The 16898-nt window shown below is 61.8% G+C and carries 20 protein-coding genes; 11 read left to right on the top strand and 9 right to left on the bottom strand.

The window, feature by feature from the left end; all coding sequences use genetic code 11:
• Positions 1 to 54: 54 nt before the first annotated feature.
• Both AC1Q6D_RS03480 and AC1Q6D_RS03475 read right to left on the bottom strand, forming a co-directional pair.
• On the bottom strand, positions 55 to 279 hold the full coding sequence (locus AC1Q6D_RS03480; RefSeq protein WP_103404730.1) for a hypothetical protein: 225 nt from the start codon (positions 277 to 279) through the stop codon (positions 55 to 57).
• Between the two features lie 312 nt (positions 280 to 591).
• Positions 592 to 717, bottom strand: coding sequence for a hypothetical protein (locus AC1Q6D_RS03475; protein ID WP_256590283.1), 126 nt, complete (start codon positions 715 to 717; stop codon positions 592 to 594).
• Here AC1Q6D_RS03475 and AC1Q6D_RS03470 point away from each other — a divergent pair.
• The 4 genes from AC1Q6D_RS03470 (at position 691) to AC1Q6D_RS03455 (ending at position 3052) form a co-directional block, all read left to right on the top strand.
• Positions 691 to 1161 carry a hypothetical protein gene (locus AC1Q6D_RS03470; RefSeq protein WP_047530027.1) on the top strand — a complete coding sequence of 157 codons (471 nt, stop codon included), beginning with the start codon at positions 691 to 693 and terminating at the stop codon, positions 1159 to 1161. The genes AC1Q6D_RS03475 and AC1Q6D_RS03470 overlap by 27 nt on opposite strands.
• Complete coding sequence (locus tag AC1Q6D_RS03465; protein WP_047530026.1) at positions 1161 to 1358, top strand: hypothetical protein; 198 nt, start codon at positions 1161 to 1163, stop codon at positions 1356 to 1358. The genes AC1Q6D_RS03470 and AC1Q6D_RS03465 overlap by 1 nt, the downstream gene beginning before the upstream one ends.
• A 125-nt stretch (positions 1359 to 1483) precedes the next feature.
• A complete protein-coding gene (locus tag AC1Q6D_RS03460; RefSeq protein WP_103404731.1) occupies positions 1484 to 2497 on the top strand; it encodes an ABC transporter substrate-binding protein in 1014 nt (337 codons plus the stop codon).
• A 117-nt stretch (positions 2498 to 2614) separates the two neighbouring features.
• Positions 2615 to 3052: a DUF3995 domain-containing protein gene (locus AC1Q6D_RS03455; protein ID WP_103404732.1), complete on the top strand. Its 438-nt coding sequence runs from the start codon at positions 2615 to 2617 to the stop codon at positions 3050 to 3052.
• Between the two features lie 56 nt (positions 3053 to 3108).
• On the opposite strand, the gene AC1Q6D_RS03450 is transcribed toward AC1Q6D_RS03455, so the two are convergent.
• From AC1Q6D_RS03450 to AC1Q6D_RS03420, 7 genes are all read right to left on the bottom strand, one after another.
• Complete coding sequence (locus tag AC1Q6D_RS03450; protein ID WP_103404733.1) at positions 3109 to 3471, bottom strand: Na+/H+ antiporter subunit G; 363 nt, start codon at positions 3469 to 3471, stop codon at positions 3109 to 3111.
• On the bottom strand, positions 3468 to 3746 hold the full coding sequence (locus AC1Q6D_RS03445) for a K+/H+ antiporter subunit F (protein WP_047530017.1): 279 nt from the start codon (positions 3744 to 3746) through the stop codon (positions 3468 to 3470). Before AC1Q6D_RS03445 ends, AC1Q6D_RS03450 begins: the two co-directional genes overlap by 4 nt.
• A complete protein-coding gene (locus AC1Q6D_RS03440) occupies positions 3743 to 4231 on the bottom strand; it encodes a Na+/H+ antiporter subunit E (RefSeq protein WP_047530014.1) in 489 nt (162 codons plus the stop codon). The genes AC1Q6D_RS03445 and AC1Q6D_RS03440 overlap by 4 nt, the downstream gene beginning before the upstream one ends.
• Positions 4228 to 5910, bottom strand: a complete 1683-nt coding sequence (locus AC1Q6D_RS03435) for a monovalent cation/H+ antiporter subunit D (RefSeq protein WP_103404734.1) — start codon at positions 5908 to 5910, stop codon at positions 4228 to 4230. Before AC1Q6D_RS03435 ends, AC1Q6D_RS03440 begins: the two co-directional genes overlap by 4 nt.
• On the bottom strand, positions 5907 to 6251 hold the full coding sequence (locus AC1Q6D_RS03430; protein WP_007986256.1) for a Na+/H+ antiporter subunit C: 345 nt from the start codon (positions 6249 to 6251) through the stop codon (positions 5907 to 5909). The genes AC1Q6D_RS03435 and AC1Q6D_RS03430 overlap by 4 nt, the downstream gene beginning before the upstream one ends.
• Positions 6251 to 9169, bottom strand: coding sequence for a monovalent cation/H+ antiporter subunit A (locus AC1Q6D_RS03425; protein ID WP_103404735.1), 2919 nt, complete (start codon positions 9167 to 9169; stop codon positions 6251 to 6253). Before AC1Q6D_RS03425 ends, AC1Q6D_RS03430 begins: the two co-directional genes overlap by 1 nt.
• A 224-nt stretch (positions 9170 to 9393) precedes the next feature.
• On the bottom strand, positions 9394 to 10419 hold the full coding sequence (locus AC1Q6D_RS03420) for a DMT family transporter (RefSeq protein WP_103404736.1): 1026 nt from the start codon (positions 10417 to 10419) through the stop codon (positions 9394 to 9396).
• On the opposite strand from AC1Q6D_RS03420, the gene AC1Q6D_RS03415 reads away from it, so the two are divergent.
• The 7 genes from AC1Q6D_RS03415 (at position 10414) to AC1Q6D_RS03385 (ending at position 16896) form a co-directional block, all read left to right on the top strand.
• Entirely contained in the window at positions 10414 to 10977 is a 564-nt protein-coding gene (locus AC1Q6D_RS03415) for a helix-turn-helix domain-containing protein (RefSeq protein WP_047530003.1), read from the top strand. The genes AC1Q6D_RS03420 and AC1Q6D_RS03415 overlap by 6 nt on opposite strands.
• Before the next feature lie 157 nt (positions 10978 to 11134).
• A complete protein-coding gene (locus AC1Q6D_RS03410; RefSeq protein ID WP_103404737.1) occupies positions 11135 to 12337 on the top strand; it encodes an SfnB family sulfur acquisition oxidoreductase in 1203 nt (400 codons plus the stop codon).
• Positions 12338 to 12347: 10 nt separating this feature from the next.
• Entirely contained in the window at positions 12348 to 12824 is a 477-nt protein-coding gene (locus AC1Q6D_RS03405; protein ID WP_103404738.1) for an acyl-CoA dehydrogenase, read from the top strand.
• Positions 12824 to 14227, top strand: a complete 1404-nt coding sequence (locus AC1Q6D_RS03400) for an LLM class flavin-dependent oxidoreductase (protein WP_103404739.1) — start codon at positions 12824 to 12826, stop codon at positions 14225 to 14227. The genes AC1Q6D_RS03405 and AC1Q6D_RS03400 overlap by 1 nt, the downstream gene beginning before the upstream one ends.
• Positions 14228 to 14336: 109 nt before the next feature.
• Positions 14337 to 15242 carry an AMP-binding protein gene (locus tag AC1Q6D_RS03395; protein WP_103404740.1) on the top strand — a complete coding sequence of 302 codons (906 nt, stop codon included), beginning with the start codon at positions 14337 to 14339 and terminating at the stop codon, positions 15240 to 15242.
• Positions 15239 to 16018, top strand: a complete 780-nt coding sequence (locus tag AC1Q6D_RS03390; RefSeq protein WP_103404741.1) for an ABC transporter ATP-binding protein — start codon at positions 15239 to 15241, stop codon at positions 16016 to 16018. Before AC1Q6D_RS03395 ends, AC1Q6D_RS03390 begins: the two co-directional genes overlap by 4 nt.
• Complete coding sequence (locus AC1Q6D_RS03385) at positions 16015 to 16896, top strand: branched-chain amino acid ABC transporter permease (protein WP_103404742.1); 882 nt, start codon at positions 16015 to 16017, stop codon at positions 16894 to 16896. The genes AC1Q6D_RS03390 and AC1Q6D_RS03385 overlap by 4 nt, the downstream gene beginning before the upstream one ends.
• Positions 16897 to 16898 lie beyond the last annotated feature (2 nt).

The following is a 16898-nucleotide window of genomic DNA, read 5'->3' as shown; positions in this document are numbered from 1 at the left end:
GAGTTAAGTCGCCGGCGTGACGAAACGTCTATCCAAAGGCAAGGAGCGACCCGGTCAGATACGTGACTCAAGTGACCGGGCGAGTGCGCAGGCTTCGTTGTGATCGCCGCGGAAACCTCTTACATGTCCTGTGGAAATTTCTTTGATATGGAAGAAGGCATTGCCGGCCAATATCACCTGGAACCTCGGTGGGCCGGGGATGTGGGTGACCCGTTCAGGGTGCTGTAACACCGCCGGATGCGGCGTTTGGGGATGAGCGAAGTGTGTCAGTGTGCACATATGAAGTCCTTTTCATTGTTTTACCGACGTATGTACGACGGTATGGGTAGTCTCGATGAGCGTCGCTGCTCTAGAATCACCCCCACTGGTGGGTGATCGATGTTTATCTAAAGCAATTTCTTTCTGGCGATATGTCAGAAAAGTGCTTTTTTTTGAGAGAATTTTCCTCGAAGTTGATAGTCCGTACTTCTCTGGCGGTACGAAGGGCGTTTTCCTTCAACCTTTGACGAACGTCAGGCAAGACGATGTGAGCGACATCCAGTAGTCTGCTCAAACGTCGTGATGGATGAGCCTCCTGCTCATCTCAGGATTTCAATTCGGGTTATCTGGCTTCACCTTCGGCATTGCCGCTTTTTTTGGCTGTGCGCTGTTTTCGCGTGCAGCGTCATTTTCAGATGTGGGGATGTTTCCTTGGCAGTAAGTAATCTCGATATGCATGCTTTGTTCGTGCTGGGTGATTTGCGCGCAAAGCTTGTTAAACAGTTTCAGTCACGTTTCGTTTACATCACCGAACAGAACGCTGAAGGCATTTACGTTGCCGAAATCGACACCGAGTCAGCGCTGGTGGTGGACGATAAACCCGGGCTCAAACTCAAGGTTGGCGATCATTTCAGTGCCTCGGTTTTGCCCAGTCGCGAAGGCGGCAAACTGGAAATCAAATTCCGCGATATCAAACTGACGGTCTACGGCCTGGGCGATTATGCCTTTGTCACCACCGCCGACGGTCATGCCATCGTGTTCAAGGAGGGTCACAACGTGGTGACGGTGTTCGCCGCCCACGAGCAGTTGCAGGAAGGCCTGACCAAAACCCTCAAGGCCGTGACCGCCAAGGCCGCCAAGTGGCGCAAGGGTGAACTGGTGACGTTCAAGGCCAGCGAGTAATGAGCCTGACCCGCGCCGACTTCCATGAGCAGAACCTCGCCAACGCTCAAGCCGAGGCCCAACGGCTATTCGGGCAGAAGGCTGTGCTGCAGGGAGCCTGGCTGAATTGGGTGGCCTCGCAGATCTACGCGTTGCGCCCGGCAGCGTATGCCAGCATGGTCAGGAGAGAACTGGCGCGCTTGCAGGAAACTTCCTAAAACCAGGGCATGCCCCCCTCGAAAGCGGGAACCTCTACTACAGTCAGTTGACTGACTATTCAGAGGCTTCGCGGCCTTTTGCCAGGCCATCCTGCGATTGCTGTGAACAGCACGAGGTGTAAAGCATGAAAGGTTTTCGACGGTTGCTGGCCGCTGCCCTGGCCACTTTCGGGTTGTTGGCGTCATCGGTTCCCGTATCGGCTGCCCAGGCACCGATCCACTTCGCCGACCTGAATTGGGAGAGTGGCAGCCTGATCACCGATATCCTGCGCATCATTGTCGAGAAGGGCTACGGGTTGCCGACCGACACCTTGCCGGGCACCACCATTACCCTGGAAACCGCCCTGGCCAACAATGACATTCAGGTCATTGGCGAGGAATGGGCCGGGCGCAGTCCGGTCTGGGTCAAGGCGGAGGCCGAAGGCAAGGTGGCGAGCCTGGGGGATACGGTCAAGGGCGCCACCGAAGGTTGGTGGGTGCCGGAGTATGTGATCAAGGGTGACCCGGCCAGGGGCATCAAGCCGCTGGCGCCGGATCTGCGCAGTGTCACTGACCTGCCGCGCTACAAAGAGGTGTTCAAGGATCCGGAGGCCCCGACCAAGGGACGGTTCCTCAACAGCCCCATCGGCTGGACGTCGGAAGTGGTCAATAAACAGAAGCTCAAGGCGTATGGGCTGGAAGACAGCTACGTGAACTTCCGCAGTGGTTCCGGTGCGGCACTGGACGCGGAGATCAGTTCCTCGATCCGTCGCGGCAAACCGGTGCTGTTCTATTATTGGTCGCCCACGCCGCTGCTCGGTCGATTCAAATTGATTCAACTGCAAGAGCCTCCGTTCGACGCCGAAGCCTGGAAAACCCTGACCGACGCTGACAATCCCAATCCGAAACCGACCCGTTCGCTGGCTTCGAAACTGTCCATTGGTGTGTCCACGCCGTTCCAGAAGCAGTACCCGCAGATTGCCGAGTTCTTCACCAAGGTCGATCTGCCCATCGACCCGTTGAACAAGGCCCTGGCCGAGATGAGCGAGAAACACACCGCGCCGCGCCAGGCCGCCGAAGCGTTCATGAAGGCGCACCCGGATGTGTGGAAAGCCTGGCTGCCCAAGGAGGTGGCGGACAAGGTTTCGGCCGGGCTCTAATGCCGCCTCGGCGATCGCTGGCGGTGGCGTTGGTCGGGTCGGACCGACAAGTTCGTGCAGTTCAGGAAATGCCAACTAGGATGATTTTGTTCAAATCCCTTTCAAGGATTTCTGACCATGACTCTGGTGTTGGCTCAATGGCTGGTGACGATCTTCGCCGCGATCAGCCTGATGCATGTCTACTGGGCTTTGGGTGGCGAGTGGGCCGCCGTGGCGGTGGTGCCGCAAGTGCCGGTGGAAGGCGGGCTGAAATTGCGACCGGCCTTCAGACCGCGGGGCTGGATCACGTTGATGGTGGCCGGTGCGTTGTTGCTGATTTCATTGCTGGTGTGCTTGCGCGTGGGGTGGTGGGTGCCGGCGGTGTCCCATTGGTCGCTGCAATGGCTGATCAGTGCCATCGCGATCATGATGTTCGCCCGGGCCATTGGGGATTCGGACTTGGTGGGCTTTTTCAAAGAGGTCAAGGGCTCGAAGTTTGCCCGGCTGGATACCTGGGTTTATTCGCCGTTGTGTGTGGTGCTGGGGGCGGGATTGTTGGCGGTGGCCTGGGTCTGAATCCATCGCGAGCAGGCTCGTGACAGCGCCAGCCCGGCCAATACAAAAACGCTGAACTAGCGACCGCTTTCGCTGCGGCGGCTGGACACCTCCGCCGGCACATCATCCCCCGCCATGCGCTTGCGAAACAGCGCCGCCCTGGCCAGCAGCAAGGTGGTCACCGGCACGGTAATCGCCAGCAGAATCGGAATCAGCCAGGCGTGCAGCACCGGCGCGGACTTGAGTGCCGAAAAGTAGATGATCGAGGCCAGTGCCACGCACCACGCGCCCAGGGTCGAGGCCAGCGCCGGCGGGTGCATGCGCTGGAAGTAATCCTTCATTCGCACCAGGCCGATGGCGCCGACCAATGCAAACAGACTGCTGAGCACCAGCAGGATGACCACCGGGATTTCCACCCACACAGACAGTTGCGCGCTCATTCGATCACCTCGCCACGCAGCAGGAATTTCGCCAGGGCAAACGAGCCGACGAAGCCAAACAGCGCAATCAGCAGCGCTGCCTCGAAGTAAGTGTCGCTGGCATAGCGAATGCCCAGTGCCAGCATCATCAGCATCGCGATGATGTACAGGTAGTCCAGTGCCAGTACCCGGTCCTGGGCCGACGGGCCCTTGAACAGGCGGATGAGGGTCAGAATCATCGCCACGGAAAACAGCAACAGGCTCAGCATAATTGCATTCGATAGCAGGGCGCTCATTCGAATATCTCCATCAACGGGCGCTCGTAGGTCGCCTTGAAGTGCTCAATGAACAGTGCTTCGTCTTCCAGATCGAAGACATGCAACAGCAGAATGCTGCGGTCCAGCGCCAGTTCAGACCAGACCGTGCCGGGCACCACGGTGCAGATCATCGACAGCGTCGCCAGGCCGTTGGCGTCGCGCAGGTCCAGCGGTACCTTGATGAAGCGCGAGCGCGGTGGCCGGCGCCCGGCGTTGAGCACGCTCCAGGCCACGGCGAGGTTGGACACCACCACATCGCGTCCAACCATCAGGAACAGGCGCAGGATCACCCCCGGCCGGCGGATGCGGATCGGCAGCGGGCGCAACTTGCGCATCATCAACGGTGCGCAGAACCCCAGCATTGCACCCAGCAACAAATTGCCGGGGCTCATCGACAGGTTCAGCACCAGCCACAACAGCCACAGCGCCAGCGACAACCACGGTGCAGGAAACAGGCGCTTCATGGTTGCACCTCCAGCAGCGCGGCCTTGGATTCCGGGCTGGGCACTGCCCGGGTGCCGAGCACGGCCATCACATACTGCTGCGGGTTGTTCAAGGTATCGGCGGCCGCCTGGGTGTAGCGCAACAGCGGTTCGGCCTTGAAGGTCAACAGGATGCTCAGACCCAACAGCGCGAAAATCGGCACGCACTCCAGCCGCCGCAGGACCGGCGACGGTCGTTCTTGCGGCGTCCAGAAACGCTGGATGCCCAGGCGCGAAAAAGCCACCAGCGAGGCCAACCCGGAGAGGATCAGCAATGCCAGCAACCCCCACGCCGCGTTCGACACCGGCTCGTCACCGGCACTGCCCAGGCCCATTGGGTTGAGCAGGGCGCTGAGCAGGCTGAGCTTGCCGATGAAGCCGGAAAGTGGCGGCATGCCGATGATCAAAAGCGCGCAGGCAATGAAGCTCAAGCCGAGGAAGGCCATGGTCCAGGGAATCACCTGGCCGACCACGGCTTTGAGATCGTCGTCGAGGTTGTCCTTGACCGGCACCGAAGCTTGCAGTGGTCGCGGCAGCATCTCGTTTTCATCTTCCAGCGGGATCTCGACCGCCGAGCGCGAACGTTCGATCAATTCTGCCAGCAGGAACAGCGCGCTCAGTGCGAGGGTCGAGCTGACCAGATAGAACAGCGCCGCGCCGATCAGGTTGGGTTGGGCGAAACCGATGGCCGACAACAGAATGCCCGCCGACACCAGAATGCTCAGGCTGGCCATGCGCTCCAACCGTTGCGCGGCGAGGATCGCTATGGCCGCGCAGACGATGGTCGCCATGCCGCCGTAGATCAGCCAGTCGCCGCCGAAGTACGCCGACGCCCCGGCCTGCCCGGAGAACAGCAGGGTCCACAGGCGCAGCAGGGTGTAGATGCCGACCTTGGTCATGATCGCGAACATCGCTGCCACTGGCGCGCTCGCCGAGGAATAGGCCGGCACCAGCCAGAAGTTGAGCGGCCACATCCCGGCCTTGGCCAGGAACGCCACCGCGAGAATGCCTGCACCGGCATGCAGCAGGCCGCGATCGGCCTGCGGCACCAGCGGAATCTTCAACGCCAGGTCGGCCATGTTCAAGGTGCCGGTGACCCCGTAGATCAGCGCCGCGCCAATCAGGAACAGGGTCGAGGCCAGCAGGTTGATCGAGATGTAGTGCAGCCCCGCCGACACCCGCGCGCGACCCGAACCGTGCAGCATCAGGCCATAGGAAGCGGCCAGCAGCACTTCAAAGAACACGAACAGGTTGAACAGGTCCGCCGTCAGGAAGGCGCCATACAGGCCCATCAACTGAATCTGGAACAGCGCATGGAAACTCGAACCGGCACTGTCCCAGCGCGCCATGGCGAACAGCAACGCGCTGACGCCGATGATGCCGGTCAGTACCAGCATCAACGCGGACAGGCGATCGACCACCAGCACCAGGCCGAACGGCGTCTGCCAGTTGCCCGGCAGGTAGACGCCTATGGAGCCGGGCACGCCGGTGGTTTGTGTCCATTGCAGCAGCAGTACGGAAATGCCCAGGCCCATCAGGCTGGAGAACAAATTGATCTTGGCCTTAAGCGGTCGATGTTTCTCGCCAAGCATCAGCATGATGGCGGCGGTCAGCAGCGGCAGCAGAATCGGCGCCGCGATCAGGTGCGTCATTGCATTCATTCTTTAGGCTCCCGGCCATCCACATGGTCGGTGCCGGTCAGGCCCCGGGAGGCCAGCAAAACCACCAGGAACAGCGCGGTCATGGCGAAGCTGATCACGATCGCCGTGAGGACCAGCGCCTGCGGCAACGGGTCGGTGTAATGCAGCAGGTCCTGCGGCACGCCGTCCTTGATGATCGGCTCCTTGCCGATGAACAGGCTGCCCATGCTGAAAATGAACAGATTGACGCCATAAGACAGCAGGCACAGGCCCATGACCACCTGGAACGTCCGTGGCCGCAGGATCAGCCAGACGCCGGACGCGGCCAGTACGCCGATGGCGATGGCAATGACTTCTTCCATCAGACGGTCTCCTTCATGGCGACGGGTTTTGGCTGCGCAGCCGTTTTGTGACCCCGAACCGATTGGTGGGCGAGGGCGGTGAGGATCAGCAGCGTCGAGCCCACCACCACGGCGTACACGCCAATGTCAAAGAACAGCGCGCTGGCCACATGAATGTCGCCCAGCACGGGCAGGTCCAGATGCCAGGTGTGAGTGGTGAGGAATGGATACCCGACCGCCATGGCACCCAGGCCCGTGACGGTGGCGAACAGCAGGCCGGTGCTCATCCAGCGCAGCGGTCGCAGGCTCATTTGCGCCTCGACCCACTGGGTGCCGGCGACCATGTATTGCAGGATGAACGCCACCGACATCACCAGGCCCGCGACGAAACCGCCACCCGGCTGGTTGTGCCCGCGCATGAACAGGTAAAAGGACACCACCACGGCAATCGGCAGCAGCAGGCGCACCAGCACCGCCGGCACCATCATGAAGCCCAGGGCGGTGTCGCTGGCGTGGCGCGGGTTGACCAGGTCAGTAACCACGTCGGGCGCCAGCAGGCGTTGTTGCGCCGGCAGTTGCAGGCTTTCTTTCGGTGGGCGGAAACGTCGCAACAAGGCGAACACGGTCAGGGCCACGGCCACCAGCACGGTGATTTCGCCCAGGGTGTCGAAGCCGCGGAAGTCCACCAGCATCACGTTGACTACGTTACTGCCACCGCCTTCAGGCAGGGCGCGACTGAGGTAGAACGAGGAAATGTCGTTCGGTGTCTGTCGAGTCAGCATCGCGTAGGCCAGCAACGCCATGCCGCCGCCGACCACGGTCGACAGCAGCAAGTCACGGATACGGCGGATGCGCGCTTTGCGCAGGCTGCTCGGCAAGGGCGAGACTTCTTCGATCCGGCGGGGCAGCCAGCGCAGGCCCAGCAGGATCAGCACCGTGGTCACCACTTCGACCACCAGCTGCGTCAGGGCCAGGTCCGGCGCCGAGAACCAGACAAAGGTCACGCAGGTCATCAGGCCGCAGACGCTGACCATGGTCAGGGCGGCGAGACGGTGGTACTTGGCCTGCCAGGCGGCGCCAAGGGCGCAGGCAATCGCCAGCAACCACAGGATGACGAACACGATCGAGCCGGGAATCTTCGGCCGGTCGCCCCAGTGCAGGCTGCTGTGCAACATCGGAATCAAGCCGGCCAGCACGGCGGCGAGCACCATCAGGAACAGCTGGGTCTGCAGGCGTTTGGTACTGATCCGTCGTTCCAGGCGCCGGGCCAGGCGCATTTTGATCACCAGGATGCGTTCGAACAGGCGCTTGCCGTTGAACCGTCCAATCAGCGGCGGGTAGCGGAAGCGCCCGCGCTTGAGCTGATTACGCAGCAGCAGATACACCACGATGCCGCCGGACATGGCGATCAGGCTCATGATCATCGGCGCGTTCCAGCCGTGCCAGATCGCCAGGCTGTACTCCGGCAAGGTGCCGCCCACCACCGGCAGCGCGGCCGCGGCGAGCAGCGGGCCCACCACCTGAGCAGGGAAAATGCCCACCACCAGGCAGGTGAACACCAGCAACTCGACCGGCGCGCGCATCCAGCGTGGCGGTTCGTGCGGGGTGTGGGGCAGGTCGGTGGCGGTCGGGCCGAAGAACACGTCCACGGTGAAGCGCAGAGAGTAGGCAACGCTGAAGGTGCCGGCGATGGTCGCGACGATCGGCAGGGTCATCTCGACCCAGGCTGTGGCGTTGATGAACACGGTTTCGGCGAAGAACATCTCTTTTGAGAGGAAGCCGTTGAGCAATGGGACGCCGGCCATGGAGGCACTGGCGACCATGGCCAGGGTCGCGGTGAACGGAATCAGCTTGAACAGGCCGTTGAGCCGGCGAATGTCGCGGGTGCCGCTTTCGTGGTCGATGATCCCGGCGGCCATGAACAGCGAGGCCTTGAAGGTGGCATGGTTGAGGATGTGAAACACTGCTGCCACGGCCGCCAGCGGACTGTTCAGGCCCAGCAGCAGCGTGATCAGGCCCAGGTGGCTGATCGTCGAGTAGGCCAGCAGGCCCTTGAGGTCATTCTGGAACATCGCGCAATAGGCGCCGAGCAACAGGGTGCAGGCCCCGGCCCCGCTGACGATGTAGAACCATTCTTCGCTGCCGGACAGCGACGGCCACAACCGTGCCAGCAGAAACACCCCGGCCTTGACCATGGTCGCCGAGTGCAGATAGGCCGACACCGGTGTCGGCGCCGCCATGGCGTGGGGCAGCCAGAAGTGGAAGGGGAATTGCGCGCTTTTGCTCAGCGCGCCGATCAGGATCAGGGGGAGCAGAATGGGGTAGAGGGCATGTGCGCGAATCAGATCGCCGGCGGCCAGGACCTTGTCCAGGTCATAGCTGCCGACCACATGGCCGAGCAGCATGACCCCCGCCAGCAGGCACAGACCGCCAGCGCCGGTGACCATCAGCGCCATATAGGCTCCGCGCCGGGCATCGGCCCGGTGGTGCCAGTAGCCGATCAGCAGGAATGAAAAGAGGCTGGTCAGCTCCCAGAAAAACACGATCTGAATCAGGTTGCCGGAGATCACCAGCCCGAGCATGGCGCCCATGAACGCCAGGAAAAACGCAAAGAAGCGCGGCACCGGATCGTCCGGGGACATGTAGTAACGGGCGTACAGGGACACCAGCGTGCCGATGCCCAGTACCAGCATCGAGAACAGCCAGGCGAAACCGTCCATGCGCAAGACAAAGTTCAGGCCCAGGCTGGGCAGCCAGAAGAACTCTTCACGGATCACGCCGCCATGGGCGATTTGCGGGTACAGGAGCGCGACCTGAAGGGTGCCGATCAAGGCCACCAGGCCAGCCAACAGGGATTCGGTATTACGCGCGTTGTGTGGCAGCACCGCTGCCAGACAGCTGCCTATGAAAGGCAGAAGCAGTAGAACTATCAGGGACATAGGCTTCTAATCTGCGGAAGTTTGTGAAGCATCATACGTGCCAGCTCCCGGATCGCCAAACGCCAAGCTGTCGCAGAATCCTACAAGGTAGACGGAAAAAGCCCGTTTTTCATTGTTTCAGAGAAGGTGTCTGACCGGACTGACACCATCGCGAGCACGCACTGGCCCCTGTGCTGCGAGCTTGCTCGCGATGGCGATTTATCAAACGCCACCGATTTCATCGCTTAACCTTGAGTTTCGCGCTCCAGGGCTTCTTCAGGCGTAGCCACCTTACCCTTGGTCTTCAACTCGCTGACAATCACCGCCGCGACGATCAACCCCGCCCCCAGTAGCGCAATCGCCGGCAAGCGTTCCCCGGCAATCCGCCCGACAATCCCGGCCCACACCGGCTCACCGGCATAAATCAGCGTGGCGCGGGTGGGCGAAACACTCTTCTGCGCCCAGTTCATTGCCACTTGAATCGCGGCGCTCGCCATGCCCAGGCCCAGGGCACTGCACAGCAGCAGCCAGGAGAAATCCGGAATCCGTTCCTGGGTCGGGACCACCATCAAGAACGACAGCAGGGATGTGACGGCCAGTTGCACCACGGTCACCCGCTTCACATCGACCTGGCCGGCATAGGTGCTGATCAGAATGATTTCCGCCGCAATGGCAATGGCGCTGATCAAGGTCGCGATTTCACCGGGGCTGAAGTGGAAAGACGCCCCGGCCGGGCCCGACAGCAGCATCAGGCCAGTGAAAGCCAGCATGATGCCGATGCTCGGCATCAGCCCCGGACGACGCCCCAGTACCAGCCATTGCAGCAAGGGCACGAAGGGCACGTAAAGCGCGGTGATGAACGCCGACTGGCTGCTGGGAATACTTTGCAACCCGACGGTCTGGAGGCCGTAACCGAGCATGATCGCCACGCCGATAAAGGCGCCGGCCTTGAATTCGAAAAAGGTCAGGTCGCGCAGGGTGCGCCAGGAGAAGAGGGCCACGATGCTTGCGGCGGCGGCAAAGCGCAGGCCGACGAAAAACATCGGCCCGCTGACGGTCATCGCATGCTGAACCAGCAAAAAGGTCCCGCCCCAGACCATGGTGATCAGCACCAGCACGCACTCGGCCTTGCTGAGCCGCAGGAAACGGGAGGAAGCTAGGGGAGCGTTCGGCGACGTCATGATCTTGCGCACTACCTGAGGGGGACGCACAATGCGCCCGAAGTTGGGCAGTATACTGCGCAACACCACCAAGTGAGCAATATAGTGCACAAAGATTCCACGCCCCGGGCTTCGGTCCTGCAGCACGTCAGCCAGAATATCCGACGCCTGCGCCATGCCGCCGACATGAGCCAGACTGCCCTGGCTGAAAAGTCCGGTGTCAGCCGCCGCATGCTGGTGGCCATCGAAGCCGGCGAAAAGAACGTCAGCCTGACCACCCTGGATCGCGTGGCCGAAGCACTGGACGTGGCGTTCAGCGACCTGATCCAGGCCCCCGACGCCCGCGATCACAGCCGCATCAATGAGCTGGCCTGGGCAGGGACGATCCCCGGTAGCAAGGCGGTATTGCTGGCCAAGGCCAACGCCACCCGTGAAGTCGAACTCTGGGAATGGCGCCTCGAACCGGGCGAGCATTATCCGTCGGAACCGGATGCCGATGGCTGGAGCGAACAGTTCTACGTCTTCGAAGGCTGCCTGACCCTGATGGTCGGTGATGTGCCGCATCGTATCAGCGCCGGCGAGTTCTTCATGTTCGCCAGCAACCAGCCACATTCCTATCGCAACGATGGGCCGGTGGCGGTACGTTTTGTGCGCAACGTGGTGATCTGAACTGTTTGCCCATCAACACTGGATAAACATTTTGCTGTTCTCAAGTTGTGAGGCTTTCTCGGTTAATTGGTTAACTCATTGAAAAATAAGTAATTAAATTTCAGGCACGACTCCTGCAAAAGCTCTGGTGCACTCACCCAGAACCTGGAGTCGGCCCATGACAGCCTCAGCCCAACCCCTTCATACCGCCCATGTGATCCGCTCGGACGCCGAGGCGATTGCCGTCGCTCACAAGCTCGCCGCGCGTTTCGTCGTCGAGGCCAGCGTACGGGATCGCGAGCGACGCCTGCCCGTCGCCGAACTCGACGAGTTCTCTGCCAGCGGCCTCTGGGGCATCACCGTGCCAAAAGCCTACGGTGGTGCCGGCGTCTCCTATGTGACCGTGGCCGAAGTGATCAAGATCATTTCCGCCGCCGATTCGTCCCTCGGCCAGATCCCGCAAAACCACCTCGGCGTGCTCGACATCCTGCTGCAAACCGCCAGCGAAGAGCAGAAGCGCTACTACTTCGGCAAAGTGCTGAAGGGCTACCGTTTCGGCAATGCCTTTTCCGAATCCAAAAGCAAAACCGCCGGCGCCTTTGAAACCCGGATTCGTTTCAACGATGACAGCGCGCAAATCGATGGCGAGAAGTTCTACTGCACCGGTGCGCTGTTCGCGCACATCGTGCCGGCCGTGGCGGTCAACGAACAGAACCAGGCGTTCATCGCCTTCATCGAGCGTGATAACCCGGGCTTGAGCGTGATCGACAGCTGGGACGGTTTTGGCCAGCGCACCACCGCCAGCGGCGGAGTGACCCTGAACGCGGTGAAGGTTCCGCTCAGCGCGGTGATTCCGGCCCATAAAGCCTTCGACGAACCCACCGCCGACGGCCCGATCTCGCAAATCATCCAGGCGGCCGTCGACACCGGTATCGCCGTCGGCGCCCTGGAAGAAACCAAGCGCTACGCCCGTGAGGCGCGACCCTGGATCGACAGCGGCCAGGATCACGGCTGGCAGGACCCGTACAGCATCGCTGCCATCGGCGACCTCGAATGGCGCGTGCATGGCACGGAAGCAATCCTGAAAAAAGCCGGCCAGGCCATCGATGCCGCGCTGCTCGACGCCAATGAAGACACCGTGGCCCACGCCTCGGTGGTGGTGGCCCAGGCCAAAGTGTTGTCCGCCGAGATCGCCTTGCTCGCCAGCAGCAAGCTGTTCGAGCTGGCGGGAACCCGCTCGGTGCTCGGCAAATACAACCTCGATCGCCACTGGCGCAACGCCCGGACCCACACCCTGCACGACCCGGCGCGCTGGAAATACCACCTGATCGGCAACTACCTGCTCAACGGCGTGAAACCTGCGCGCCACGCCTGGAACTGAGGAGCTCAGCATGAACGCCTTGACCCAACCGATTGCTACCGAACAACCCTTGTCCAAAAGTCAGCATGATCTGCACAACGCCCGCAGCCTGCTCGAGGCCACCCTGCGTTTCGTCCGCACGCAGGCCCAACCCTGGGCCGGCAGCGGCTTGACCAACGCCAGCGAAGATCCTTACGTGATCAGCCGTTTCGGCGACGTGCAGATCCGCATCGAAGTCGCTGCCGCACTGCTCGAACGCGCCGAAGACTTTGTGAACAGCCATGAAGACGCCACCGAAACACGCATCGCCATTGCCGAAGCGCACCTGGCCAGCGCCGAAGCCCTGAGCACCGCGAGCAACGCCGAATTCGAACTCACCGGTCAACGCACTGCGCTGCCCGGTTCGCTGCACGACCCGTTGCGCTGGAAGCTCCAGGTCATCGGCAACTTCCGCCTCAATGGCATTCACCCCCCAAGTTCTCCAATCTCCACAAAGGAAGCCGTTTGATGGCCCGTGAAATTCGTCTCAACGCCTTTGACATGAACTGTGTCGGCCATCAGTCGCCGGGATTGTGGGCGCACCCGCGGGACCGCTCGTGGCAGTACAAGGACCTGGAGTACTGGACCGACCTGGCGAAAATCCTCGAGCGTGGCAAGTTCGACGGTCTGTTCATCGCCGACGTGCTGGGCATCTATGACGTGTACAACGGCAATGGTGATGCGGCGATCCGCCAGGCCGCGCAAGTGCCGGTCAACGATCCGTTGCAACTGATCCCGCCGATGGCGTTGGTGACCGAACATTTGGGCTTTGGCCTGACCGCGTCGCTGTCGTTCGAGCATCCGTATCCGTTCGCCCGCCGCCTGTCGACCCTCGATCACCTGACCAAGGGGCGCGCGGGCTGGAACATCGTCACTTCGTACCTGGAGAGCGGCGCGAAGAACCTCGGGCAGAAATCCCAGACCGAACACGACGCCCGTTACGACTACGCCGAGGAATACCTGGAGGTTTGCTACAAACTGTGGGAAGGCAGCTGGGAAGAGGGCGCCATCCTGCGCGATCGTGCGCGGCGGGTATTCAGCGATCCGAGCAAGATCCATGAAATCCGGCACGTCGGCAAACACTTCCAGGTGCCGGGTATTCATCTCTGCGAGCCCTCGCCGCAAAGGACCCCGGTGCTGTATCAGGCCGGCGCTTCGAGTCGCGGCAAACAATTCGCCGCTGAACATGCCGAGTGCGTGTTCGTCGCCGCACCGTCGAAAGTGCTGCTGAAGAAAACCGTTGCCGATATCCGCCGGCGTGCGGCAGAGGCGGGACGCGATCCGAAGAAGGTCCTGATTTTCAACCTGCAGACCGTGATCCTCGGCGAGACCGACGCCAAGGCCAAGGCCAAGTTCGAAGAGTACAAGACCTGGGTCAGTTACGAAGGCGCCATGGCCTTGATTTCCGGCTGGACCGGTATCGATTTCAGCCAGTTCAAACCCGATGAACCGCTCAAGCATGTGCACACCAACGCCATTCAATCTGCGGTGGAGGCGTTCTCCAGTGCCGACCCGAACAAAATCTGGACCCCCAACGAACTGGCCGACTGGGTCGGCATCGGCGGCTTTGGGCCGTTGTTCGTCGGCAGCCCGGAAACCGTGGCCGACCTGTTACAGGAGTGGGTTGAAGAGACGGACGTGGACGGGTTCAACCTGGCGTACGCGCTGACCCACGAAACCTTCATCGATGCCGTGGAATTGCTGGTGCCCGAGTTGCAGAAGCGCGGGGTCTACAAGACCGATTACGCCCCCGGCACCTTGCGCGAGAAGCTGTTTGGTGAAGGGCCGCGATTGCCCGAGATCCATCCAGGCAGTGGCTATCGCGATCTGGCGGCGTTGCGTCAGCAGGAGAAAAAAGTCGTGTCTGCCTAGCGCCCGAGCACGCCACCCGCCAAAAGGACAGTGTTGTTTTAGAGATTGCGTTAATTCTTCAGCCCAGCGGACCACCGCACGCTTTTGCCCATGACAGAGAGGTCAACCCATGAGCGTGCTCGAACTCAAGCGTCCGCCGATTGCGGACACCAGGGAATGGCAGGTCAATGCGCCCCAGGCCCTGGAGCATCTGCGTCACTGGGCGCAGGTCAACCCCTTGCAGCCGGCCTTACGGCACAAACGGCACGGACAGTGGTTCATCTGGCGCTGGATCGACGTCTTGCGGGATGTCGAACGTCTGGCCGATGGCCTGCGTCGGCAAGGCGTCGATGAGGACTCGCGGCTGGCCGTCAGCGGGGCTTTCGAGCCAAACCTGTTGCTGCTGGCCCTGGCCACCCGACAGGTGGGCGGTGAGGTGCTGGTCGTTGCGGACAACCTCGATGCACAGGCGCTGCATAACGTTCTGTGGCGCGCGCGTCCCACTCACGCCTTTGTGTCGGGCCGGCAGGCGCAGCAACTCTGGTTCAACCAGGGCCAGTCACTGCTCGACTTCGACCAGTTGCTTGGCCCGGTGGAAACCCCGCAACGCCTTCGCCTGGGGGTATTCGGCGCGCAATGGTGGAGCGAAGAGGGCACCGAGTGGCAGGCCGGCCTGACGGTGTTGTTCGAGCAATGGTTAAGCCGTGGCCACACCCTGGCCTTCCCGGAGAGCCCCGGCAGTGCCAGCCGCGACCGTCGCGAAGTGGCGCCGTCGGGCTTGCTGCTGTCCGCCGGGCGTTTGCACGTGCTGGCCGCTGAGATCGACAGCCGTCTCGCCCCGCTGGGCACCTGGCGCCGACGTCTGTGCGACTGGGCCATTGCCCATCCGGAAAGCGGTCCGCAACGCCTGATCAAGCACCGCGTTCGCCGTTTGCTGGGCTTTCACAACCTGCACTTCATCTGGCAAGCCACACGCAGCGCCGAGTCTCCAACCGAGCCGACCTGGCTCGCTGAATTCAAACGGGACATCGCATGAGCTCGACCGATTCCATTCTGCAAGTCAGCGGCATTTCCCTGTCCTTCAAAGGCGTCAAGGCGATCAACGAGCTCTCGTTCGACGTTCGCCGTGGCGAGATCTGCGCCTTGATCGGCCCCAACGGTGCGGGCAAGAGTTCATTGCTCAATGTGCTCAATGGCGTGTATCGCTTCGATGCCGGTTCGATCGTGTTCGAACAGCAACCGTTCAAACGCATCGACCCTTTGAGCGCCGCCCGCCGGGGCATTGGCCGCACGTTTCAGAACAACGCGCTGTTCAAGAAAATGAGCGTGATCGACAACCTGCTCACCGGCCTGTCGCGGCATCTGCGCAGCAGCTTCATCGAGCAGGCGCTGGGTCTGCCGCGAGCCCGCCGTGAAGCGCAGCAGTTGCGCCAGCAGGCACAGGGCGTTCTCGAGTTCCTCGAACTGCAGGCCCAGCGCGATGTGCCGGTGGGCAATCTTTCCTACGGCCTGCAAAAACGCGTGGAGTTGGGCCGTGCCTTGATTGCCGGCCCAACCCTGTTGCTGCTCGACGAACCGCTGGCCGGGATGAACGCCGAAGAAAAACAGGAAATGGCCCGGTTCATCGCCGATATCAACCGTGAGCTTGGCACCACTGTGGTGTTGATCGAGCACGACATGAGCGTGGTGATGGGTCTGTCCGACCATGTGGTGGTGCTCGATTACGGGCGCAAGGTCGGCGACGGCACACCCGCCGAAGTGCAGGCCAACCCCGAGGTGATCGCGGCGTATCTGGGAGTGGTGCACGGATGACGTTTTTCTTCGAAACCCTGCTCGGCGGCTTGCTCGCCGGGACCATGTATTCGCTGGTCGCCATCGGCTTCGTGCTGATCTACAAGGCCAGCGGTGTGTTCAATTTCGCCCAGGGCGCCATGCTGCTGTTTGCCGCGCTGACCTTCGTCAGCCTGCACGATCAAGGTGTGCCGTTCGCCCTGGCGCTGGCGCTGACGGTGGTGGTGATGATCATCGGCGCGCTGTTGATCGAACGGCTGGTGCTGCGGCCACTGGTCAATCGCTCGCAGATCACCCTGTTCATGGCCACGCTGGGGCTGTCCTTCATCATCGAAGGCCTGGCGCAGGGCCTGATGGGCTCGCAGGTGCGGGCGCTGGATCTGGGCATCGATGATGTGCCGCTGTTTATCGGCGGGATGATGGTCAGCCAGTTCGACCTGATCGCCGCTGCTGCCGCCATTGTCTTGGTGACGGTGCTGGCGCTGTTGTTCAACAAGACCCGTATCGGCGTTTCCTTGCGTGCGGTGGCCGATGACACCACCGCCGCGTTGTCGATCGGCATCAACCTCAACCGTATCTGGCAGATCGTCTGGGCGGTGGCCGGGGTCGTCGGGCTGGTGGCCGGGTTGCTCTGGGGCGCGCGGCAAGGGGTGCAGTTTTCCCTGTCGCTGGTGGTGCTCAAGGCCTTGCCGGTGTTGATCATCGGCGGCTTCACCTCGATTGGCGGGGCGATTGTCGGCGGGCTGATTGTCGGTGCGGCGGAAAACCTCGCCGAGGTCTACATCGGCCCGCTGATCGGCGGCGGCATCACCCCGTGGTTCGCTTACTTCCTGGCCCTGGCCTTCCTCTACCTGCGTCCCGCCGGCCTGTTCGGCGAGCGCGCCATCGAGCGAGTCTGAAC

This window comes from Pseudomonas sp. MT92, assembly GCF_058792515.1.
Note: the sequence above shows the minus strand (reverse complement) of the source record. Positions and strands in the feature narration are given on the sequence as shown.